Source organism: Paracoccus broussonetiae (assembly GCF_031854425.1).
GTDB classification, from domain to species: Bacteria; Pseudomonadota; Alphaproteobacteria; order Rhodobacterales; family Rhodobacteraceae; genus Paracoccus; species Paracoccus broussonetiae.
In genome coordinates, this window is the sequence record NZ_JAVRQI010000003.1 from 40,296 (window position 1) to 60,928 (window position 20,633).

At 64.9% G+C, this 20,633-nt stretch carries 19 protein-coding genes and 1 tRNA gene; 10 read left to right on the forward strand and 10 right to left on the reverse strand.

Annotation, left to right across the window (positions count from 1 at the left end):
- Positions 1 to 20 precede the first annotated feature (20 nt).
- Together RM190_RS04365 and RM190_RS04370 are read right to left on the reverse strand one after the other, a co-directional pair.
- Positions 21 to 809 (reverse strand): pyrroline-5-carboxylate reductase family protein, encoded by a 789-nt coding sequence (locus RM190_RS04365; RefSeq protein ID WP_311758186.1) that lies wholly within the window; start codon positions 807 to 809, stop codon positions 21 to 23.
- Between the two features lie 270 nt (positions 810 to 1,079).
- On the reverse strand, positions 1,080 to 1,712 hold the full coding sequence (locus RM190_RS04370) for a TetR/AcrR family transcriptional regulator (RefSeq protein WP_311758187.1): 633 nt from the start codon (positions 1,710 to 1,712) through the stop codon (positions 1,080 to 1,082).
- Between the two features lie 146 nt (positions 1,713 to 1,858).
- On the opposite strand from RM190_RS04370, the gene hpbA reads away from it, so the two are divergent.
- Both hpbA and RM190_RS04380 read left to right on the forward strand, forming a co-directional pair.
- Positions 1,859 to 3,895 carry an N-methyl-L-proline N-demethylase HpbA gene (gene hpbA, locus RM190_RS04375; protein ID WP_311758188.1) on the forward strand — a complete coding sequence of 679 codons (2,037 nt, stop codon included), beginning with the start codon at positions 1,859 to 1,861 and terminating at the stop codon, positions 3,893 to 3,895.
- A 57-nt stretch (positions 3,896 to 3,952) separates the two neighbouring features.
- On the forward strand, positions 3,953 to 4,537 hold the full coding sequence (locus RM190_RS04380; RefSeq protein WP_311758189.1) for a dimethylsulfonioproprionate lyase family protein: 585 nt from the start codon (positions 3,953 to 3,955) through the stop codon (positions 4,535 to 4,537).
- A 104-nt stretch (positions 4,538 to 4,641) separates the two neighbouring features.
- Here RM190_RS04380 and RM190_RS04385 read toward each other — a convergent pair.
- Together RM190_RS04385 and RM190_RS04390 are read right to left on the reverse strand one after the other, a co-directional pair.
- Positions 4,642 to 4,716 (reverse strand) — tRNA-Asn (locus RM190_RS04385).
- A gap of 103 nt (positions 4,717 to 4,819) precedes the next feature.
- Positions 4,820 to 5,686 carry an MBL fold metallo-hydrolase gene (locus RM190_RS04390; protein ID WP_311758190.1) on the reverse strand — a complete coding sequence of 289 codons (867 nt, stop codon included), beginning with the start codon at positions 5,684 to 5,686 and terminating at the stop codon, positions 4,820 to 4,822.
- Positions 5,687 to 5,755: 69 nt separating this feature from the next.
- Between RM190_RS04390 and RM190_RS04395 the strand changes: the two genes are divergently transcribed.
- The 5 genes from RM190_RS04395 to dps all read left to right on the forward strand — a co-directional run bounded on the left by RM190_RS04395 (position 5,756) and on the right by dps (position 9,900).
- The gene (locus RM190_RS04395) at positions 5,756 to 7,096 is read left to right on the forward strand and encodes an ATP-binding protein (RefSeq protein ID WP_311758191.1); all 1,341 of its coding nucleotides are present in this window, start codon (positions 5,756 to 5,758) and stop codon (positions 7,094 to 7,096) included.
- A 70-nt stretch (positions 7,097 to 7,166) separates the two neighbouring features.
- Positions 7,167 to 8,093, forward strand: a complete 927-nt coding sequence (gene fabD, locus RM190_RS04400) for an ACP S-malonyltransferase (RefSeq protein WP_311758192.1) — start codon at positions 7,167 to 7,169, stop codon at positions 8,091 to 8,093.
- A gap of 75 nt (positions 8,094 to 8,168) precedes the next feature.
- On the forward strand, positions 8,169 to 8,906 hold the full coding sequence (gene fabG / locus RM190_RS04405) for a 3-oxoacyl-ACP reductase FabG (RefSeq protein WP_311758193.1): 738 nt from the start codon (positions 8,169 to 8,171) through the stop codon (positions 8,904 to 8,906).
- 136 nt (positions 8,907 to 9,042) lie between these two features.
- Positions 9,043 to 9,276: an acyl carrier protein gene (locus RM190_RS04410; RefSeq protein WP_028720942.1), complete on the forward strand. Its 234-nt coding sequence runs from the start codon at positions 9,043 to 9,045 to the stop codon at positions 9,274 to 9,276.
- 150 nt (positions 9,277 to 9,426) lie between these two features.
- Positions 9,427 to 9,900 carry a DNA starvation/stationary phase protection protein Dps gene (gene dps / locus RM190_RS04415; RefSeq protein ID WP_311758194.1) on the forward strand — a complete coding sequence of 158 codons (474 nt, stop codon included), beginning with the start codon at positions 9,427 to 9,429 and terminating at the stop codon, positions 9,898 to 9,900.
- A 60-nt stretch (positions 9,901 to 9,960) separates the two neighbouring features.
- Here dps and RM190_RS04420 read toward each other — a convergent pair whose 3' ends face one another.
- The 4 genes from RM190_RS04420 to RM190_RS04435 are packed head-to-tail and all read right to left on the reverse strand — an operon-like array spanning position 9,961 to position 14,524.
- A complete protein-coding gene (locus tag RM190_RS04420) occupies positions 9,961 to 11,037 on the reverse strand; it encodes a BMP family ABC transporter substrate-binding protein (RefSeq protein ID WP_311758195.1) in 1,077 nt (358 codons plus the stop codon).
- A 28-nt stretch (positions 11,038 to 11,065) separates the two neighbouring features.
- On the reverse strand, positions 11,066 to 11,953 hold the full coding sequence (locus tag RM190_RS04425; RefSeq protein WP_311758196.1) for an ABC transporter permease: 888 nt from the start codon (positions 11,951 to 11,953) through the stop codon (positions 11,066 to 11,068).
- Entirely contained in the window at positions 11,950 to 13,020 is a 1,071-nt protein-coding gene (locus tag RM190_RS04430) for an ABC transporter permease (protein WP_311758197.1), read from the reverse strand. Before RM190_RS04430 ends, RM190_RS04425 begins: the two co-directional genes overlap by 4 nt.
- Positions 13,007 to 14,524 (reverse strand): ABC transporter ATP-binding protein, encoded by a 1,518-nt coding sequence (locus RM190_RS04435; protein ID WP_311758198.1) that lies wholly within the window; start codon positions 14,522 to 14,524, stop codon positions 13,007 to 13,009. The genes RM190_RS04430 and RM190_RS04435 overlap by 14 nt, the downstream gene beginning before the upstream one ends.
- Before the next feature lie 94 nt (positions 14,525 to 14,618).
- On the opposite strand from RM190_RS04435, the gene dnaE reads away from it, so the two are divergent.
- Positions 14,619 to 18,089 (forward strand): DNA polymerase III subunit alpha, encoded by a 3,471-nt coding sequence (dnaE, locus tag RM190_RS04440; protein ID WP_311758199.1) that lies wholly within the window; start codon positions 14,619 to 14,621, stop codon positions 18,087 to 18,089.
- A 6-nt stretch (positions 18,090 to 18,095) separates the two neighbouring features.
- Here the strand turns inward: dnaE and RM190_RS04445 are convergent, their stop codons facing one another.
- Positions 18,096 to 18,422 (reverse strand): YnfA family protein, encoded by a 327-nt coding sequence (locus RM190_RS04445; RefSeq protein WP_311758200.1) that lies wholly within the window; start codon positions 18,420 to 18,422, stop codon positions 18,096 to 18,098.
- Between the two features lie 60 nt (positions 18,423 to 18,482).
- The gene (gene ilvC / locus RM190_RS04450; RefSeq protein ID WP_311758201.1) at positions 18,483 to 19,505 is read right to left on the reverse strand and encodes a ketol-acid reductoisomerase; all 1,023 of its coding nucleotides are present in this window, start codon (positions 19,503 to 19,505) and stop codon (positions 18,483 to 18,485) included.
- Positions 19,506 to 19,633: 128 nt separating this feature from the next.
- On the opposite strand from ilvC, the gene RM190_RS04455 reads away from it, so the two are divergent.
- Positions 19,634 to 20,089, forward strand: a complete 456-nt coding sequence (locus RM190_RS04455; protein WP_311758202.1) for an Lrp/AsnC family transcriptional regulator — start codon at positions 19,634 to 19,636, stop codon at positions 20,087 to 20,089.
- Positions 20,086 to 20,553, forward strand: coding sequence for an Lrp/AsnC family transcriptional regulator (locus RM190_RS04460; protein ID WP_311758203.1), 468 nt, complete (start codon positions 20,086 to 20,088; stop codon positions 20,551 to 20,553). The genes RM190_RS04455 and RM190_RS04460 overlap by 4 nt, the downstream gene beginning before the upstream one ends.
- The last annotated feature ends 80 nt before the right edge of the window (positions 20,554 to 20,633 follow it).

The window sequence follows — 20,633 nt, forward strand, 5'->3', positions numbered from 1 at the left end:
TCGCTGCATTCCCGGTATGGCTAGGTCTGGAAAGCCGCGCCCATCTGGCGCGCCTTTTCGGTGGCTGCTTCGAGAGCGCGCGAGATGGCCAGCGAAAAGCCCTCCGCCTCGGCTGCATCAATTCCGGCGGCGGTGGTGCCGCGATAGTCGCGATAGGCTTCTACAAGCGTTTCCGCCTGATCTATGCGCCCTGATAGCATGGCCGCGCCGCCGCAGACCGCGGCCTCGGTCGCGCGCCATGCGATTTCCGCGGGCACACCGCGCTCCTGCATGAAGCGCGCCATCGCCATGGCCATCAGCGCGGGATAGGCTGCGCCAGATCCGGGCAGGGCCGTCATCAGGTCGATCTGCGCTTCGTCCGGCAGCTCATCGGTGGTGCCAATGGCCGAAAGCAGTCGCGCGGCGGTCGCACGGTCCTGCGGGGTTGTGCCGACATCGGCCCAGAAGGGGGAATAGGAGGCCCCGATCTCGGCCGCTGCATTGGGCATGGCCCGCACGATCCGGCCACCGCATTTCGACAGCACGCCCGAGCCGACCCCCGCCATGAACGAGATGACAAGCTTGCCTTCGGCTTGAAGTTTCAGGCTCGCCCAGTCTTCGGGGCGGACAGATACGACGATCACATCGGCCGCCGCCGAAAGTGCGTCCGCGTTGGAGGCCCATTCGACGCGGTGGCCGTGATAATCGGCGCGCGGACCGCTGCGGTTCAGAAGGACAAGATCGCTGGCAGGGACAACACCCCGCGTCAGCAGGTGTCCCCCCAAGGCCGATCCCAGCCACCCCGTAGCGCCAATGATCCCCACTCGCATGTCGTCGATCCTCGTCCGTAACCGGCGTCATTGCAACTTGGCTAGCAGACTCATCCCGCAGCTGGCAACAAAATGTTCATGACTGTCATACTATGGTTCATGTGCGCGCATTTCACATGCACTGTGGAACTTGCAGCGGACTTGACTGAACAGATCGAATTTCAAGCGCTTAGGGCTCCGCAAGGCGGGGGCGCCGTAATAATGGGCGCGCCAATGCGTAGACAAAATATGCATGTGACCCGGCGCCTGCGGGTGCCCGGTGGGGCAGGATCAGGCGTTCGGCCGACGAAAACGGGCGTTGAATCGCGCGATTTCCCGTGGCTCGGGTTCCTGGTCGGCATAGATGCGGACATACATCGGGATGCGGGCAAGCCGCGTCTCGGTGTCCTCGTTGGTCTGGGTCGAGATATAGCCGATCTGCACCAGATAGATGGTGCGGGCGCGGATATCCGCCTCCATCGGGGGAACGTCCCAGCTTTCCATCAGGCGAGTCAGCGCCGCCAGCCGCAGTTCATCCGCCTCTTTCACGCGGGCAGCGACTTTTTCGTCCTGCAAGGCCCAACTGCGGACCGCAAATTCAAGACGGGAATCAAAGGCATCCGGCGACAGGAAGCAGGTCATCAGGTTCAACATCGCCTCGGCCCGACTTTCGGCGTAATGCGTCGTCGCATCGACCAGCGGCTTCGTGGTCTTCTGCTCCCACCCCTCCAGCAGTGCCGAAAGCAGCGCCTCGCGATCTTCGAAGAACCAGTAGAAGCTGGTACGCGACAGGTTGAGCCCCTTGGCCAGCGGCAGGATCTTCACCGCGTCGATGCCGTTTTCGATCAGGGCCTGATAGCCCGCTTCCAGCCAGCCTTCGCGCGACCCGCGCCAACCCGTTTCTGATGCGCCCGTGCGTTCCATAGGCCGTTGATAGGCTGTCGGACAGGGTGCGGCAAGCCAAATGTTCAATTTTGGGCGCAGGGTGTTCATTGATGATTTTTGAATTGACATGAGTGAACAGTTTTCGGATTTTCGGGACAGCAACAACCTCATCCGCAGGCAAAGCCATGTCGAACGATCCCCTTCTTCAGCCGTTTCAGTTGAAGCACCTGACGCTTCGCAACCGGATCATGATCACCAGCCATGAACCGGCCTATCCCGAGGACGGGATGCCGAAGGATCGCTACCGCGCCTATCACGTCGAACGCGCAAAGGCGGGGGTGGCGCTGACGATGACGGCGGGTTCGGCCTCGGTCGCGCGGGACAGTCCGCCGGTCTTCAACAACATCCTGGCCTGGAAGGACGAGGTCGTCGGCTGGATGAAGAAGTTGGCCGACGAATGCCACGATCACGGGGCCGCGGTAATGATCCAGCTGACCCATCTGGGCCGCCGGACCCGCTGGGACAAGGCCGACTGGCTGCCTGTCGTCTCGCCGGGGCATGAACGCGAAGCTGCGCACCGGTCCTTTCCGAAAAAGATGGAAGACTGGGACATTGCCCGCATCATCGAGGATTACGCCGACGCCGCCGAGCGGATGAAGGCTGCGGGCCTCGACGGGATCGAGCTTCAGGCCTATGGCCACCTCATGGACCAGTTCTGGTCGCCGCTGACCAACGATCTGGACGGCCCCTATGGCGGCAACCTGGACAATCGCCTGCGCTTCACCTTCGATATCCTGCGCGAGATCCGCAAGCGCTGCGGCGACGATTTCATCGTCGGCGTCCGCTATACCGGGGACGAGGATCTGCCGGGCGGAATCACCCCGCAGGACGGGATCGAGATATCTCGCCGGTTGCGCGACAGCGGCATGGTCGATTTCCTGAACGTGGTGAAAGGCCATATCGACACCGATGCCGGGCTGACCGACCTGATCCCGGTGCAGGGGATGCGGAACGCACCGCACCTGGAATTCGCGGGGGCGATCCGCAAGGCCACGAATTTCCCGACCTTCCACGCCGCCAAGATCCCCGATGTACCGACCGCGCGCCATGCCATCGCGGCGGGGCTGCTGGACATGGTGGGGATGACCCGCGCCCACATGGCCGACCCGCATCTGGTCCGCAAGATCGTCGACGGGCGCGAGGATGACATCCGCCCCTGTGTCGGTGCGAACTATTGCCTTGACCGCATCTATCAGGGCGGCATGGCCTTCTGCCTGCACAATGCCGCCACGGGCCGAGAACAGACGATGCCCCAGACCATTCCGGCGGCCGGGGCGAAAAAGCGCATCACGATCGTCGGCGCAGGTCCCGGCGGCATGGAGGCGGCCCGCGTCGCCGCCGAGCGCGGCCATGCCGTCACCGTTTTCGAGGCCGCCGACCGACCCGGCGGCCAGATCCGCCTGACCGCCCTGCAGGAGCGTCGGCGCGAGATGATCTCGATCATCGCGTGGCGGCAGGCGATGTGCGAAAAGCATGGCGTGACCTTCAACTTCAACACCTTCGCGGATGAGGCGGACGTCCTTGCGACGAACCCGGACGAGGTCATCATCGCAACCGGGGGCCTGCCCCATACCGAAGTGCTGGAGGCGGGGGACGAGCTTGTCTCGTCCGCCTGGGACATCCTCGCGGGGGATGTGAAGCCGGGACAGAACGTCCTGATCTTCGACGACGCGGGCGATCACGCCGCGCTGCAGGCGGCTGATGCAATCGCGGCGACCGGCGCCAAGGTCGAGATCGTGACGCCGGATCGCAGCTTCTCGCCCGAAGTAATGGCGATGAACCTGGTGCCCTATATGCGCAGCCTGCAGCGGCGCGACGTCACCTTTACCGTGACCTGGCGGCTGAAATCGGTGACGCGCGATGGCAATCAGCTGCGCGCCGTGCTGGGCAGCGACTACGGCGACATGACCCGCGAACGGCTGGTCGATCAGGTCATCGTCAACCATGGTACGCGTCCGCTGGACGATCTGTATTTCGACCTGAAGCCGCTGTCCTCGAACCTGGGCGAGGTTGATTACGAAGCGCTGAGCACCGGCGGGATGCAGGAGGTCCGCAAGAACCCCGAGGGCAGGTTCCGCCTGTTCCGTATCGGCGATGCGGTCGCGGCGCGGAATACCCATGCGGCGATCTATGACGCATTGCGACTGGTCAAGGATCTGTAACCGAAACGGGCGCGCGGCATGGTCGCGCACCCATCGATTCCAAGGGAGGGGAAAGACATGACGCGACCGCAGGCCTTGCAGGAGTTTATCGATATCGCCTTGCCCGCGATGCAGGCGCGGGCACATGACGGCGGTTCGCCGGCCTCGCTTCAACGCATCGCCGAAGCTGTGACCGCCCCCGGCGACAGCGGTGCGGCCCCGGCCACCCTGCCAGTCGTGGGCGAATGGCTGGATTCGGCGCTGGATCGACGGCCGGAATACGAGGATCTGGCGGATCTGCTGCAGGCGATCCGCGCGCTTTCGCCGCTGCTTTGCTGGCGGAAAAGGACCGGGGACGCGACAGCCAGCGCCAATTTCCAGTCCAGTCACGCCAATGCCATGCTGCTGGGTCCGGGCGGGATCGAGGAGCGCCGGGACATGTGGATCGGGCTGAGCCTGCTGGCCCCGCAGACCCGCTATCCCGACCACCAGCACGCGCCCGAGGAGACCTATCTGGTCCTGTCGCCGGGCAGTTTCCGCAAGCCGGGTCGCGACTGGTTCCAGCCCGGTCTTGGCGGCAGCTTCTTCGTGCCGCCGAACGCCGTCCACGCGATGAGGTCCGAGGATGAGCCGCTGTTCGCCCTGTGGGCGCTGAGAGTCTGAAGGCGGAGATGTTGCAGGGGCGGGCGGGAGCCGTTCCCGGAAACGAGAAATGGCACCCGAGTGGGTGCCATTTTCTTGCCATCATCAAAGGCTTTCTTTGATTTTGGCTCCGGCGGTAGGGATCGAACCTACGACCAATTGATTAACAGTCAACTGCTCTACCGCTGAGCTACGCCGGAACACGGGGCGGTGTATAGCCGCGGCTTTCGGGGTCGTCCAGAGGGGTGTCGCACTTTTTTCTGAAAACTTTACAAGTTGATGAAAATAAATGGCAAATACCTGTCAGGAGGTGCTGAATACGGTGGTCGCGGACAGCGCGGCGGCGGGTGTGACGACGCCAAGTTCGGCCATCGCGATCAGGTGTGCCAGCACGTTGCGGGTCGCGGCAGGCAGCAGTTGCGGGGGAATGTCATAGATTCGCGCCGCAAGCGCTGCCGCATCCGCCGGTGCGTCCCGCAGCGCCGCAAGAATCTGGGCCGTGCGCTCGCGCCGATGGGTGGCAAGTTCCGCCAGTCGCGTTGCAGGCGCCTCGATCGGGTCGCCATGCGCAGGCAGAAGCCGAGCCGGGCTTTCGGCACCCAGGCGCGACAGCGAACGGAAGTAGTCGCCAAGATCGCCGTCCGGCGGTGAGATCAAGGTCGAGGACCAGCCCATCACGACATCCCCGCAAAAGATCACGTCGTCCCAGCGGAAACTGAGATGGCCCGCGAAATGGCCGGGGGTGTGCAGCGCGGTCAGCGTCCATTCCCGCTCCTCGACCGAGTCGCCGTCGCGCAGCAGGATGTCGGGCTGGAAGCTGCGGTCCAGCCCCTCGCCCCCGTTCAGCCCGCCTTCCAGCGCCAGGCGCTGCATCAGGGGCGAGCGCCCGGCCTCGGGCGGGCCGAAGCCCAGGATTGGGGCGCCGGTGTCGTGCGCCAGCGCCGCGGCACCGCCGGAATGATCCAGATGGGCATGGGTGACGAAGATATGGGTGATCCTGCCACCTGCCGCCGCCTCCCGAATCGCCGCGCGATGTTCGGGCAGGTCGGGGCCGGGGTCGATCACCGCGATCCGGTCGCGGCCCAGCAGGAAAGTATTGGTTCCCGGTCCCGTCAGGGGCGAGGGATTTGCAGCGGTGATGACCCGCAGGGCTTTCGAGGCATGTGTCATGGCGCTAACCTAGCCCGCGTCCGGGCGGCAGGCAAAGGTCCGGCGCAGATCCTGTCGGAAGGTGGCGGAATGGAATTCGAATGGCTGAAGAAGGTGATGCCGCGCGGGCTTTACGGCCGCGCCGCGCTGATCCTGTTCCTGCCGGTGGTGGCAGTGACCGTCGTCGTCACGGTGATGTTCCTGCAGCGACACTTCGAGGACGTCACGCGGCAGATGACCGTCGGGATGACGCGCGAGCTTGCCCTGATCGCACGCCGGATCGACGAGGCGCCCGATATCGACGCCGCGCGCCAGTCGGCGCAGCGCGAGGCGGGGCCGCTGGAACTGCAGCTGATCCTGCCCGCGACCGAACCGGCGCGGGACTGGCGGGTCTTCTATGATCTGTCCGGCCGCGTTGTCATCAGCGAACTGAATTCCCGCGTGGCGCAGGTCCGCGGCGTCGACCTGAGCAACCGGCGCGAGGTGCGGGTGACGCTGGACAGCAAGTTTGGTCCCTATCAACTCGTCTTCCCGCGAGAGCGTGTCAGCGCCTCGAACCCGCACCAGTTGCTGGTGCTGATGGTCGGAACTTCGCTTCTGATGACGGCCATCGCCACGATCTTCCTGCGCAACCAGTTGCGCCCGATCCGTCGTCTGGCGCGCGCGGCCGAGGAATATGGCAAGGGACGGATCATCCCTTATCGTCCGGTCGGCGCGACCGAGATCCGGAGCGCCGGCACCGCATTCCTGGAAATGCGCTCGCGGATCGAACGGCAGAACGAACAGCGCAAGCTGATGCTGTCCGGGGTCAGCCATGACCTGCGCACGCCATTGACGCGGCTGCGGCTGGGCATCTCGATGCTGTCGCCGGACCTGCCGCCCGAACCCGAGGAGATTGCCGCCCTGGAGGGCGACGTGACCGCGATGGGCCGGATGATCGATACCTTTCTGGTCCATGCGCGCGACGCGGCACAGGATGCGCCACCGGCCCCGGTTCCGGCCCTGGAATTCGTGCGAAACATCGTCGCGGATGCACAGCGCGGCGGGCAGGAGGTGCAGCTGGGCGAAATGCAGGGCGATCAGGCCGGGCAGGCGACCTTTCGGCAGGACAGCCTGCGCCGTGCGGTCGAGAACCTGATCGGGAACGCCGTCCGCTATGGCGACCAGGTCGAGGTCGAGGCGGCGTTGGGACCAAGCTATTTCCGCGTCTCGGTCGAGGATGACGGGCCGGGCATCCCTGCCGAGCGACGTGAGGAGGCGCTGAAACCCTTCACGCGCCTGGACCCCGCGCGCAACCAGAACCAGGGGCAGGGCGTCGGGCTGGGCCTGTCGATCGCGGCCGATATTGCGCGCGCGCATGGCGGGCAATTGCGTTTGGTCAACGGCACCAGGCTGGGCGGTTTGCGGGCCGAAATCGTCATTCCACGCTGATGCAGCGCAGTTGCCGTCGGGTCCGCCAGCCGTTAAGGCTGTTCGGAAATAACAACGGAAGGACTGCAGGATGCGGGCATTCGTATTTCCCGGCCAGGGCGCCCAGGTCGTCGGCATGGGGCGCGAGCTGGCCGAGGCCTATCCCGCCGCGCGCGAGGTGTTTGCCGAGGTCGACGAGGCGCTGGGCGAGAAACTGTCCGATCTGGTCTGGAACGGCGATATCGAGACGCTGACGCTGACGCAGAATGCCCAGCCCGCGCTGATGGCAACCTCGGTCGCGGCTTTCCGCGCGCTTGAGGCCGAGGGCTACGGGATCCAGGATGCGGCCTTTGTCGCGGGCCATTCGCTGGGCGAGTATTCGGCGCTTTGCGCGGCCGGGGCGCTGTCACTTGCCGATACCGCCCGGCTGCTGCGCCTGCGGGGCCGCGCGATGCAGGATGCGGTGCCGGTCGGGCAGGGCGCGATGGCCGCGATCCTGGGGCTGGATTTCTCGGCCGTCGATCAGATCGCGCGCGAAGCCGCCGGGGACGAGGTGTGCCAGGCCGCCAATGACAACGATCCGGCCCAGGTGGTCATTTCCGGGAACAAGGCCGCCGTCGAACGCGCGGCGGCGATTGCGAAGGAGCGGGGCGCGAAGCGAGCGCTTATGCTGCCGGTCTCGGCCCCCTTCCATTCGGCGCTGATGGAACCCGCGGCCGCCGTGATGGCCGAGGCTTTGGCCCGCGTCGAGATTACGGCCCCCGCCGTGCCGGTCGTCGCCAACGTGCGCGCCGCGCCAGTCACCGACCCGGCGATGATCCGTCAGTTGCTGGTCGAGCAGGTCACCGGATCGGTCCGCTGGCGCGAGTCCGTTGCCTTCATGGCCGGGGCCAGCGTCACCGAGTTCTGGGAGATCGGCTCGGGCAAGGCGCTGTCGGGCATGATCAAGCGGATCGCGAAGGATGCGGTGACGCGCAACATCGGCACGCCTGCCGATATTGCCGCGCTGAAGGGCTGAAGCCAGAACGGGGGCTCTGCCCCCATCCCTGCGGGATTCCCCCGGGGTATTTCGAAAACAGTGAAGAGGCTTGGGATGTTTGATCTGACCGGCAAGAATGCCCTGATCACGGGCGCATCGGGTGGGATCGGCGGTGCGATCGCCGAGGCATTGCACAAGGCGGGCGCGACCGTTGCGCTGTCGGGCACGCGCGAAGCGCCGCTGCAGGAGTTGGCTGCGAAGCTGGGTGAGCGCGCCCATGTGGTCACCGCCAATCTTGGCGATGCCGAGGCGGTCGAGGCGCTGCCGAAATCCGCCGCCGCCGCAATGGGCAGCGTCGATATCCTGGTGAACAATGCCGGGATCACCCGCGACAACCTGTTCATGCGCATGTCCGACGAGGAATGGGCGCAGGTGCTGGACGTGAACCTGACCTCGAGCTTCCGGCTGTGCCGGGGCGTGCTGCGCGGCATGATGAAGGCGCGCTGGGGCCGGATCGTGAACATCACCTCGGTCGTCGGGGCCACAGGCAATCCGGGGCAGGGCAACTATGCTGCCGCCAAGGCCGGGCTGGTCGGCATGTCGAAAAGCCTTGCCTATGAGGTCGCGTCCCGCGGGATCACGGTGAATTGCGTGGCACCGGGCTTTATCGAAACCGCGATGACCGACAAGCTGAACGACGAGCAGAAGGGGCGTATCCTTGGGCAGATCCCGGCCGGGCGCATGGGGAATGCACAGGAAATCGCCGCAGCGGTCCTGTATCTTGCCAGCGGCGAGGCAGGCTATGTCACCGGAGCCACCCTGCATGTTAACGGGGGGATGGCGATGCTGTGATCTACGGTTTATCCGGTTGCAAGATCACGTTCGCGTGCTATATCCCGCGAATAAGGCCGCAGGGGAACCGCCCTGGGCTGTCGTCGGCGCAAGCCGTCACATTTTGGGCGGATGCCCGCGAAAATGAGGAAGAGACATGAGCGATATTGCTGATCGCGTGAAGAAAATTGTCGTCGAGCATCTTGGCGTTGACGAGGACAAGGTGACCGAGAGCGCCTCCTTCATCGACGATCTGGGCGCCGATTCTCTGGATACCGTCGAACTGGTCATGGCCTTCGAGGAAGAATTCGGGATCGAGATTCCGGACGACGCCGCCGAGACCATCCAGACCTTCGGCGATGCCGTGAAATTCATCCAGGGCGCGGTCTGATCAGACCATCGCTTTCTGGCGGATCGAAGGCGGTGCTTTCCACGGGGAAAGCACCGCCTTTTTCGTTTTGTTTCAATCAGGCTTGCGAGATGGAACCGGGCGCGCGCGCGCCGTGTTGACAGGGCGGACCCGATAGCAAGAGGAACCGTCATGGCCGTCAATCTTCAAGGCCTTACCGACAATGCCCGCAAGACCGCGATCGCCGAGCTGAATGCCCGGCTTGCCGATGCCGTCGCCCTTTCGGCGGCGATCAAGCAGGCGCATTGGAACGTGAAGGGCCGCAACTTCATCGCGGTGCACGAACTTTTCGACACCGTCTTTTCCAACCTCCAGGTCCATGTCGACGAGATGGCCGAACGCGTGCAGCAGTTGGACGGCGTGGCCGTGGGCACGGTCGAGAAGGTGGCCAAGGCCAGTTCGCTGAAGGAATACCCGACCGATCTGACGAAGGCCGAGGATCACATCAAGGCGGTCTGTGAACGTATGCGGGACTATGGCGCCAAGGTCCGTGCCGCCATCGATACGACCGACGAGGCGGGCGATGCCGATACGGCAGACCTGTTCACCGGCGCGTCGCGCACGGCCGACAAGGATCTGTGGTTCATGGAAAGCCACCTGGAATAGGCGGCCTTCGCGCTGCGTGAACCGGGGCCTGTGGCCCCGGTTTTTCGTTTCGGCGATGGCTTACTTCGGCATCGGGGCGGTGATGCCCTCGACGTAGAAGTTCATGCCCGAAAGCTCTTCGTCCGTGGCCTTCTGTCCGTCGGCCAGCCAGTCGCTGCCATCCTGCTTTTTCAGGGGGCCGGTGAAGGGGTGATGCTCGCCCGAGGCGATGCTGGCCTTCAAGGCTTCGGCCTCGGCCTTGACCTCGGCGGGGACGGCGTCGGTGATCTCGCCGATCACGACCTCGCCGTCGCCGATGCCCAGCCACACGCCCTGCGACTGCCAGCTGCCGTCCAGCACCTGACCCACGCGCTTGATGTAATAGGGTGCCCAGTTGTCCACGATCGACGAAATCCGCGGCTTCGGCGCAAAGGCCGACATGTCGGAGGCCTGGCCAAAGCCGAGCGCGCCCGCTTCTTGTGCCTTGGCAAGTGGCGCGGTCGAGTCGGTGTGCTGCATGAACACATCCACTCCCTCGGCGATCAGGGCAGCGGCGGCATCGGCCTCTTTCGCGGGGTCGAACCAGCTATAGACCCAGACCACCTTCATCTCGACATCGGGGTTCACCTTGCGGGCGTGGATGAAGGCCGAGTTGATGCCCTGCACGACCTCGGGGATCGGGAAGGAGCCGATATAGCCGATCTTGTTCGACTTGGTCATGCGGCCCGCGATGGTGCCGATAACCGCGCGCCCTTCATAGAAGCGCGCGTCATAGGTCGACAGGTTGTCGGCGCGTTTGTAGCCGGTCGCGTGCTCGAACTTGATGTCGGGGAATTTCTTGGCGACGTTCACGGTCGCATCCATGAAGCCGAAGCTGGTTGCGAAGATCAGCTTGTTGCCCGCCAGTGCCAGCTGGGTCAGCGCGCGTTCGGCATCCGCGCCTTCGGGCACGCTTTCGATGAAGGTGGTTTCCACCTTGTCGCCATATTCCTTTTCCACCGCCTGCCGGGCCAGATCGTGCTGGAAGGTCCAGCCGCCATCGCCGACCGGGCCGACATAGATGAAGCCGATCTTCAGCTTTTCGTCCTGTGCAAAGGCGGGCAGGGCCGATGCCGCCATCAACGCGGCGGCGCTGCCAAGAAGGGTTCTGCGTTTCATGTACTCTCTCCTGTTGGAAACCGCCGCCCTAGCGCAGCGTGTGGAAGGGCCTGCCCAATGAGCCGGGCGCGGCACCGCCGGCCGAGCGGCCGAATTTCTGCCGGGCCGAGATCAGCACCAGCACGATGATCGTGGCGAGATAGGGCGCCATGCTGAGCAACTGGACCGGCACCGCCACCCCCGCCGCCTGAAGGCGCAACTGCAGGACGGTGACGCCGCCGAACAGCCAGGCCCCCGCCAACGCGCCCCATGGGTTCCATTGCGCGAAGACGACGATCGCCAGTGCGATCCAGCCTGCGCCTGCGGTCATGCCCTCGGTCCATTGCAGGACGGTCGCGATCGAGATGTAGGCCCCGCCCAGCCCCGCCATCGCGCCGCCGAAGGCAAGGGCGGCGATGCGGACCTTACGGACGGGATAGCCAAGCCCGTGGGCGGCGTCGTGATTTTCCCCCACGGCGCGCAGGATCAGGCCCGCGCGCGACCGCGCAAGGAACCACCAGATCGCGGGGACAAGCGCGATCCCCAGCCAGATCATCAGGTTCAGGCCCAGTGGTCCCGCCATCATCGCGGGTGCCTTGACCCCTTCATAGGGCTTGCCGAACATTGCCGTCAGGCCAAGGCCGAACAGGGTCAGGGCAAGCCCGGTCGCGACCTGGTTCGACAACAGGAACTGGGTCAGCAGCGCGAAGATCATCGACAGGGCCATTCCCGCCACTGCCGCCGCGGCAAAGCCAAGCGCGGGGCTGCCCGTCGCATGGGCGATGGCAAAGCCCGCCAGCGCACCGCCGATCATCATGCCCTCGACCCCCAGGTTCAGGACGCCGGCGCGTTCGACCACCAGTTCCCCCAGGGCGGCGAACAGGATGGGAGTGGCGGCGCCAAGAAGCAGGACGAATACCGTGACCGGATCGATCATGTGCTCCTCCGGATGCGGTAGCGGGTCAGCAGGTCGAAGCCGAGCAGGAAGAACAGCAGCATTCCCTGGAACACCTGCACGGTCGCGGCGGGCAGTTGCAGCATCATCTGCGCCAGCTCGCCCCCGATATAGGTCAGCGCCAGCAACAGGCCCGCCAGCAGAATACCCAGCGGGTGCAGCCGTCCCAGGAACGCGACGATGATCGCGGTGAAGCCGTAGCCAGAGCCGAAGTTCTCGGTGATCTGGCCGGCGGGGCCCGCGGCCTCGAACAGGCCGGCAAGACCTGCCATCGCCCCCGAAAGACCAAGACACAGCGCGACCAGCCGCTCGGGGCGGACCCCGGCGAAGCGGGCGGCGCGCGGGGCGGCCCCCGCGGTGCGGATGTGAAAGCCCAGCATGTGGCGCGACATGACCAGCCAGATGACCAGCAGGGCCAGCACCGCGGCAATGACGCCCCAATGCAGACCGGTATTCGCGATCAGTTCGGGGTTCGAGGCGGGGGGATATTGCTGCAGGTTGCGCGAACCGGGAAAGTTGAACCCCTCGGGGTTCTTCAACGGGCCAAAAGCCGCCCAGGCCGCGACCTTTTGCGCGACATAGACCAGCATCAGCGAGACGAGGATCTCGGACGCGCCGAACCAGTTGCGCAGCATCGCGGGGATCATCCCCCAGGCCCAGCCGCCAAGTGCACCGGCCAAAATCATCGCGGGAAAGATCCAGACAGCGTCCAGAGGATAGGCGGCTAGCGCCACCGACGCCCCGCAGATGCCGCCGATGATGTACTGCCCCTCGGCCCCGATGTTCCAGATGCCCGCGCGGAATCCCAGCGCCAGCCCTGCCGCGATCAGGATCAGCGGACCGGCCTTGATCAGAAGCTGTGGCCGGGAATAGCCTGCGGCCGGGCCGAAAAGCGGGTCCCAGAAGATGGTGCGGATCGCGGCGACGGGATCGAACCCCAGTGCTGCGAACAACAAGCCGCCCACCAGCATCGTCGCGATCACGGCAAGGACGGGCGTCGCGACCTGCCAGCCGGTCGAGACGCTGGCGCGGGGTTCAAGCCGGAACATGGCCGACCTCCATCCCGTGGGCGCCGCCCAGCATCAGGCCGATCTCGTCGATCGTCAGGCCCTCGGTCGGGCGGGGCGCGGAAAGCCGCCCCTGGTTCAGCGCGCAGAAGCGGTCGGACAATTCCAGCAATTCATCAAGATCCTGACTTATGACGATGATCCCCGCGCCACTGGCGGCAAGGTCCAGAAGCGCCTGCCGGATCGCGGCGGCGGCCCCTGCGTCGACCCCCCAGGTGGGCTGGTTCACGACCAGCACACGCGGCCTTCCCAGGACTTCGCGGCCGATCACGAACTTCTGCAGGTTGCCGCCCGACAGCGCGCCTGCCGCAGTTCCCGGGCCGGGCGTGCGGACGTCGAAGGCCGAGATCACACGCTCGGCAAAGGCGCGCGCGGCCGTGTGATCGATGATCCCATGCCGGGCAAGGCCCTGCCGCGAGGCCGAGGTCAGCAGCGTGTTCTCGATCAGGCTGAACTCGGGCACGGCGGCGTGGCCAAGGCGATCCTCGGGCGCGGCCAGAAGTCCGGCGCGGCGTCGCGTTTCGGGACCCGCGGCGGACAGGTCGGTGCCCTCCAGCAGCACGGTGCCGGGCGCGCTTGGGATTTCGCCGGACAGGGCCAAAAGCAGCTCCTCCTGTCCATTTCCGGCGACGCCGCCGATGCCCAGGATTTCGCCGGAATGCAGCGCAAGGGCCAGATTTTTCAAGGTGACACCTTCACCCGCCGGATGGGTCGCAAGCGCGTTAACCGTCAGAATTCGCGCGCCGGGTTTACGGCCCGTCCGGTCGATGACCCGCATCTCGGCACCGACCATCATTGCGGCAAGCTGGCGGGCCGAATGGGCGCGGGGATCGACGGTGCCGACGACCTTGCCCTGGCGGAGGATGGTCGCCCGGTCGCAATGGGTGCGGATCTCGTCCAGCTTGTGGCTGATATACAGGATCGCGGTCCCGGCCCGCGCAAGCTGGCGCAGCGTGGCAAACAGGATCTCGGCCTCTTGCGGCGTAAGGACGCTGGTCGGTTCGTCCATGATCAGCAGGCGCGGGTTTTGCAGCAGGCAGCGCAGGATCTCGACCCGCTGGCGTTCCCCTGCCGAAAGCGATGCGATGCGCCGCGCCGGATCCAGCGGCAGGCCATAGCTTTGCGACAGGTCGAGGATGCGGCGCGCGAGTTCGGGCCGAGGGGGCGGGTTCTCCATCCCCAGCGCGATATTCTCGGCCACGGTCAGTGCATCGAAAAGCGAGAAGTGCTGGAACACCATCGCGACCCCCGCCGCCCGCGCGGCGCGGGGATCGGCGGGCATGTGGGGCGTACCCATGAACGTCATCTGCCCATCGTCCGGGCGGACAAGGCCATAGATCATCTTGACCAGCGTCGACTTGCCCGCGCCGTTCTCGCCCAGCAGGGCGTGAATTTCACCGGCGTCGACGGTGAACGAGACGTCGTCATTGGCGCGGACGCCCGGATAGGTCTTGCCCAGGCCCTCAGCCTGGAAAATATTCGTCACGTCCCGCGCCTCTTCTCACTTTTCAGGCAAGCATTAGCGGTTTTCCGCCATCGGGCAATTGCACAGATGGACAGGTCGGGCCTAGATTGGCGCCATGCCGGAAAATTCGCCCCGATTCATCCACCTGCGCACGCATTCCGAACATTCGTTGCTGGAAGGAGCCGTGCCGGTCAAGAAACTTGCTGATCTTGCAGCACAAAACGGAATGCCCGCGGTCGCCCTGACCGATACGAACGCGCTGTTCGCCGGGCTGGAGTTCTCGATCAAGGCGCAGGACGCCGGGATTCAGCCGATTGTCGGTTGCCAGATGACGCTGCAGGCCGAAACGACCGGTCCCATCGTGCTACTGGCGCAAAATGAGGCAGGCTGGCTCAACCTGATGGCGCTTTCCAGCTGTCTTTACCTGCGTGAGGGCAGTTCTCTGCCCCATATTCTGCCCGAAGAGCTGGCGGCCCATGCCGAGGGGCTGATCTGCCTGACCGGCGGCGCGAACGGGCCGCTGGGGCAATTGGTGGGACAGGGGCGTATGCCAGAGGCGCGCGCCCTGCTGCAGCAGCTCGGGACTGCATTTCCGACCCGGCTTTATGTCGAACTTCAGCGCCACAAGGACGGCAACGGCGCCCCCATGCCCGAGGAACTGGCCTCGGAAGGGGGCATGATCGATCTTGCCTATGATCTCGACCTGCCGCTGGTCGCGACGAATGACGTCTATTTCCCGAAACCCGACCTGTTCGCCGCGCATGATGCGCTGATCTGCATTTCCGACCGGGCCTATGTCGATCAGACTGCGCCGCGCCGCCGCTTGACGCCGGACCATTACTTCAAGTCCCCGGCCGAGATGGCGACCCTGTTCGCCGATCTGCCCGAGGCGATCGAGAACACGGTCGAGATTGCCCGCCGCTGCGCCTTTGCCGTCAAGAAGCACAAGCCCATCCTGCCCCGCTTCGCCGAGGACGAGGTCGAGGAATTGCGCCGTCAGGCCTGGGACGGTCTGCGCGCGCGCCTTGCGATCATTCCCCATGCGGTCCCCGTCGAGGAATATGAAGAGCGGCTGCGCTTTGAGCTGGGCATCATCGAGCAGATGGGCTTTCCCGGCTATTTCCTGATCGTTGCGGACTTCATCAAATGGGCCAAGGATCGGGGCATTCCGGTCGGGCCGGGGCGGGGTTCGGGTGCGGGTTCTCTGGTGGCCTATGCGCTGACCATCACCGACCTTGATCCCCTGCGTTACAGCCTGCTTTTCGAACGCTTCCTGAACCCCGAGCGGGTGTCGATGCCGGACTTCGACATCGACTTCTGCATGGACCGGCGGGAAGAGGTCATCCGCTACGTCCAGGAAAAATACGGCCGCGACAAGGTCGGCCAGATCATCACCTTCGGCGCACTGCTGTCCAAGGCGGCTGTCCGCGATGTCGGGCGCGTGCTGCAACTGCCCTTCGGCCAGGTGGACCGCCTGTCGAAGATGATCCCGGTCGAGGGGGTTAAGCCGGTTTCCGTGACAAAGGCGCTGGCGGATGAACCACGCCTGCGCGAGGCCGCCAAGGAAGAGGTGGTGGGCCGGCTGCTGGACTATGCCGCCAAGCTGGAAGGCCTGCTGCGCAATGCCTCGACCCATGCCGCGGGGGTGGTGATCGGCGACCGGCCGCTGGACAAGCTGGTGCCGCTGTATCGCGACCCAGCCTCGGACATGCCGGCGACGCAGTTCAACATGAAATGGGTCGAACAAGCCGGGCTGGTGAAGTTCGACTTCCTGGGCCTCAAGACCCTGACCGTCATCCAGAACGCGGTCGATCTGATCAACGGGGGCGGGCGTCCCCTGCACGTCGCCGCCGACGGGCGCCAACTTTACGAACCCGCCGACGGGGCGGAAAATCAGATCAACGCCATCCCGCTGGACGACGTGCCCAGTTATGAGCTTTTCGCCAGCGCCCGAACTGTCGCGGTGTTCCAGGTCGAAAGCTCGGGCATGATGGACGCGCTGCGGCGCATGAAGCCCACCTGCATCGAGGATATCGTCGCGCTGGTGGCGCTGTATCGCCCCGGCCCGATGGAGAACATTCCGACCTATTGCGAGGTCAAGAACGGGTTGCGCGATCTGGAATCGCTGCATCCGTCGATTGACCCGATCTTGGCCGAGACGCAGGGCATCATCGTCTATCAGGAACAGGTGATGCAGATCGCGCAGGTCATGGCGGGCTACAGCCTTGGCGGCGCCGATCTGTTGCGCCGGGCCATGGGCAAGAAGATCGCCGAGGAGATGGCCAAGGAGCGGCCGAAATTCGTCCAGGGCTCGGTCGGGAACGGCGTCGATGCGAAGAAGGCGGGCGAGGTCTTTGACCTGCTTGAGAAATTCGCCAACTACGGCTTCAACAAATCGCATGCCGCCGCCTATGCCGTGGTCAGCTATCAGACCGCATGGCTGAAGGCGAACCAACCGGTCGAGTTCATGGCCGCCGTGATGAACTGCGATATCCACCTGACCGACAAACTGGCCGTTTATAAGCGTGAGGCGGATCGCATGGGGATCGAGACGGTCCCGCCCTGCGTCAACCGCTCGCTTGCGACCTTCAGCGTCAAGGATGGCCGCATCGTCTATGCGCTGGGTGCACTCAAGGGCGTGGGGGTCGACGCGATGAACATGATCGTCCAGGCGCGGGGAGACAGACCCTTCCGTGACCTGCATGATTTTGCCCGCCGCGTGGATATGCGCCGTGTCGGCAAGCGGCCGCTGGAAATGCTGGCCCGCGCCGGGGCCTTCGACATGATCGAGGAAAGCCGCGCCAAGGTGCTGAAATCACTCGATGGTCTGGTGGCGTGGTCGTCGGCGGTGCAAGAGGCCGCGGCTTCGAACCAGTCGTCGCTTTTCGGCGGGGGCGAGGATCTGCCGCCGCCGCGCGCCGTGGTCGCACCGATCTGGATGCCAGCCGAGAAGCTGGGCGAGGAACATGCCGCGGTCGGTTTCTATCTTTCCGGGCATCCGCTGGACGATTACCTGCCCGCGCTGCGGCGCAAGAACGTGCAGACTTTGGCCGAGGTGACACAGGCCGCGCAGGACGGGGCGCTGGTCGCCTCGCTGGCGGGAACCGTGGCCTTCCGACAAGAGAAGAAATCCGCACGCGGGACACGTTTCGCCTTTGTCGGCCTGTCGGATCCGACCGGGCTTTACGAGGTCACGGTCTTTTCCGACACTCTGGATGCTCATCGCCAGCACCTTGAGCCGGGAGAGAATGTCGTCCTGCAGGTGCAGGTCGAACCTTCGGGCGAACAGGTGAAGTTGCTGGCGCGCAGCGTGGTGCCGCTGGAACAGGCGGTGGCCGATGCCGGAGCGAACCGCCTTGCCGTCGAGATCACCGGCCTTGACGCGGTGCCGGGGATTGCAGCGGCCCTGGCCCGCATTCAGGCCGAAGTGAACGCTCCCTCGCGCGCAAGGGGTCCGATCACCCTGCGGCTGAAGGATGGCGACGATCTTGTCGATATCGAGATTACCGAGGATGCGCCCCTGACCACTCCGGCGCGGCAGGCCCTGCGGGTGGTACCGGGCGTGCTGGAAGTGCTGGAGGAATAGCGCGGCTCAGCCGCCGCGCGGCGCGAACAGGATGACCGCCGTGCCGATCAGGCAGATGGTGGCCCCGGTCAGATCCCAGCGATCGGGGCGCATCCCTTCGACGGCCCACAGCCAGACCAGCGAGGCGGCGATATAGATCCCGCCATAGGCGGCATAGGCGCGGCCGGCGGCATCGGCGGGAACCAGCGTCAGCGCGCAGGCGAACACGATCAGCGAGGCCACGCCCGACACCGCCCACAGGGCCGAGCGATCCAGCCGCAGCCACGACCAAAAGGCGAAGCACCCCGCAATTTCGGCGATGGCCGCGATGATGAATGTCAGCGCCGTCTGCATTGCTGCGTCCTGTCCGGGAAAGAAAAGCCCCGCACGGGGCGGGGCTTTTCGGAGCAAGTCTTAGTTGCGGGCCTTGTCGACCATCTTGCCCTTGGAGATCCAGGGCATCATGGCGCGCAGCTTCTCGCCGACCTTCTCGATTTCATGCTCGTCGTTGATGCGACGGGTCGCCTTGAAAAAGGGCTGGCCGACGGCATTTTCCTGCATGAAGTCACGCACGAACTTGCCGGTCTGAATGTCGGACAGCACGGCCTTCATGCGGGCCTTGGTCTCTTCGTAGGGCAGGATGCGCGGGCCCGAGACATACTCGCCGTATTCGGCGGTGTTCGAGATCGAGTAGTTCATGTTCGCGATGCCGCCTTCATAGATCAGGTCGACGATCAGCTTCACTTCGTGCAGGCACTCGAAATAGGCCATCTCCGGCTCGTAGCCAGCTTCGACCAGGGTTTCGAAGCCCATGCGGATCAGTTCGACCAGACCGCCGCACAGGACGGCTTGTTCGCCGAACAGGTCGGTTTCGCATTCCTGACGGAAGTTGGTCTCGATGATGCCCGAGCGGCCGCCGCCGATGGCCGAGCAATAGGACAGGGCAATGTCCTGCGCCTTGCCGGTCGCGTCGTTGTGGACCGCGAACAGGCAGGGGACGCCGCCGCCCTTGGTGTATTCGCCACGGACGGTGTGGCCGGGGCCCTTCGGCGCCATCATGATGACATCGACGCCAGGCTTCGGCTCGATCAGGCCGAAGTGGATGTTCAGACCGTGGGCAAAGGCAATCGCGGCGCCTTCGCGGATGTTGTCATGGACGTATTTCTTGTAGGTTTCGGCCTGCAGTTCGTCGGGCATGGTGAACATGACCAGATCGGCCCAGGCGGCCGCTTCGGCAATGCCCATGACCTTCAGACCTTCGGCTTCGGCTTTCTTGGCCGAGGCCGAGCCTTCGCGCAGCGCGACGACGACGTTCTTGGCGCCCGAGTCGCGCAGGTTCAGCGCATGGGCGTGGCCTTGCGAGCCATAGCCCAGCATGGCGATCTTTTTGTCCTTGATCAGGTTCACGTCGCAATCGCGATCATAGTAAACGCGCATCAGCGTCTCTCCTCATATCCGATGTCGGGGTTTTAGCAGGCAAACGGGGACAGTTCTGTGCATTCTTCGCATTCATGGTGGAAAATTCAAAAGAATCATGTCATTCACGATCATGAGGTGAAAAAATCATGCCTGATGAGACGGATCGGCGCATTTTGCGCCAATTGCTGGCCGATCCCGGCATCGGCAATGCGGAACTGGCCGAGCGGGCCGGCGTGACTGCGGCCAGCCTGTGGCGCCGATTGGAACGGATGCGCGAAACCGGTGTGATCCGCGCCATCGAGACCCGCATCGACTGGCGCAAGCTGGGATACGAGGTGCAGGTCAGCCTGCGCTTCACGCTGGACAAGACCGTGCCCCGCGCCTTCGACGATTTTGTCGCTGCCGCGCGACTGGTGCCCGAGGTGACCGAGATCCAGAATTTCCTGGGCTCGGTCGACCTGCGGCTTTCCGTCATTGCCCGCGACATGGCGCATTGGCAGGAGATCTATCGCGAAAGCATCCTGACGCTGCCCCATGTCTCGGATTCCGATGCGCTGATGCTGGTCAGCAACATCAAGGACGTGCAGGAGCTGCCGTTATGAGCGGCCCGGCCTTTTCCCCCGATGCCACCGACCTTGCGATCCTGAGGCTTCTGGCCGCGGATGCGACGCGCAGCGCCGCCGAGATCGGGCGCGCCCTTGGCATGACCCAGCCCGCGACATGGCGGCGCATTCGCCGTCTGACCGAGGCAGGGGTGATCGCGGGCCGGCGCATCGTGGTCGACGAGGCCGCGCTGGGTTTTGGCGTGACCGTCTTTCTGGGGGTTCGACTGGCTGCCAAGGGCCGCACCAGTCTGGAAGATTTCGAACGCGCCGCCACCGCCATCCCCGAGGTCCAGACCGTGCAGCATGTGCTGGGGCAGTTCGATTACCGCCTGCGTGTCCGCGCCCGCGACATCGCGGATTTCGAGCGCATCCTGCGGCGTCGCATCATGACCCTGCCGGGTATCGGCCAGGTCGAGGCGAACGTGATGCTGTCCGAAGAGCGCAGGCCCGGCCCGTTGTGATGCCGGGCAGGCAGTCACACCCTTGTTGGCTTGCATAAAGGCGCGGGACACGCCAATCAGGCTCGAACCGAAAGACAGGT

What these genes read in the sequence shown, in the direction of transcription:
- RM190_RS04365 (WP_311758186.1), bottom strand. Translation starts at nt 809, where the DNA reads ATGCGAGTGGGGATCATTGGCGCTACGGGGTGGCTGGGATCGGCCTTG.
- RM190_RS04370 (WP_311758187.1), bottom strand. Translation starts at nt 1,712, where the DNA reads ATGGAACGCACGGGCGCATCAGAAACGGGTTGGCGCGGGTCGCGCGAA.
- hpbA (WP_311758188.1), top strand. Translation starts at nt 1,859, where the DNA reads ATGTCGAACGATCCCCTTCTTCAGCCGTTTCAGTTGAAGCACCTGACG.
- RM190_RS04380 (WP_311758189.1), top strand. Translation starts at nt 3,953, where the DNA reads ATGACGCGACCGCAGGCCTTGCAGGAGTTTATCGATATCGCCTTGCCC.
- RM190_RS04390 (WP_311758190.1), bottom strand. Translation starts at nt 5,686, where the DNA reads ATGACACATGCCTCGAAAGCCCTGCGGGTCATCACCGCTGCAAATCCC.
- RM190_RS04395 (WP_311758191.1), top strand. Translation starts at nt 5,756, where the DNA reads ATGGAATTCGAATGGCTGAAGAAGGTGATGCCGCGCGGGCTTTACGGC.
- fabD (WP_311758192.1), top strand. Translation starts at nt 7,167, where the DNA reads ATGCGGGCATTCGTATTTCCCGGCCAGGGCGCCCAGGTCGTCGGCATG.
- fabG (WP_311758193.1), top strand. Translation starts at nt 8,169, where the DNA reads ATGTTTGATCTGACCGGCAAGAATGCCCTGATCACGGGCGCATCGGGT.
- RM190_RS04410 (WP_028720942.1), top strand. Translation starts at nt 9,043, where the DNA reads ATGAGCGATATTGCTGATCGCGTGAAGAAAATTGTCGTCGAGCATCTT.
- dps (WP_311758194.1), top strand. Translation starts at nt 9,427, where the DNA reads ATGGCCGTCAATCTTCAAGGCCTTACCGACAATGCCCGCAAGACCGCG.
- RM190_RS04420 (WP_311758195.1), bottom strand. Translation starts at nt 11,037, where the DNA reads ATGAAACGCAGAACCCTTCTTGGCAGCGCCGCCGCGTTGATGGCGGCA.
- RM190_RS04425 (WP_311758196.1), bottom strand. Translation starts at nt 11,953, where the DNA reads ATGATCGATCCGGTCACGGTATTCGTCCTGCTTCTTGGCGCCGCCACT.
- RM190_RS04430 (WP_311758197.1), bottom strand. Translation starts at nt 13,020, where the DNA reads ATGTTCCGGCTTGAACCCCGCGCCAGCGTCTCGACCGGCTGGCAGGTC.
- dnaE (WP_311758199.1), top strand. Translation starts at nt 14,619, where the DNA reads ATGCCGGAAAATTCGCCCCGATTCATCCACCTGCGCACGCATTCCGAA.
- RM190_RS04445 (WP_311758200.1), bottom strand. Translation starts at nt 18,422, where the DNA reads ATGCAGACGGCGCTGACATTCATCATCGCGGCCATCGCCGAAATTGCG.
- ilvC (WP_311758201.1), bottom strand. Translation starts at nt 19,505, where the DNA reads ATGCGCGTTTACTATGATCGCGATTGCGACGTGAACCTGATCAAGGAC.
- RM190_RS04455 (WP_311758202.1), top strand. Translation starts at nt 19,634, where the DNA reads ATGCCTGATGAGACGGATCGGCGCATTTTGCGCCAATTGCTGGCCGAT.
- RM190_RS04460 (WP_311758203.1), top strand. Translation starts at nt 20,086, where the DNA reads ATGAGCGGCCCGGCCTTTTCCCCCGATGCCACCGACCTTGCGATCCTG.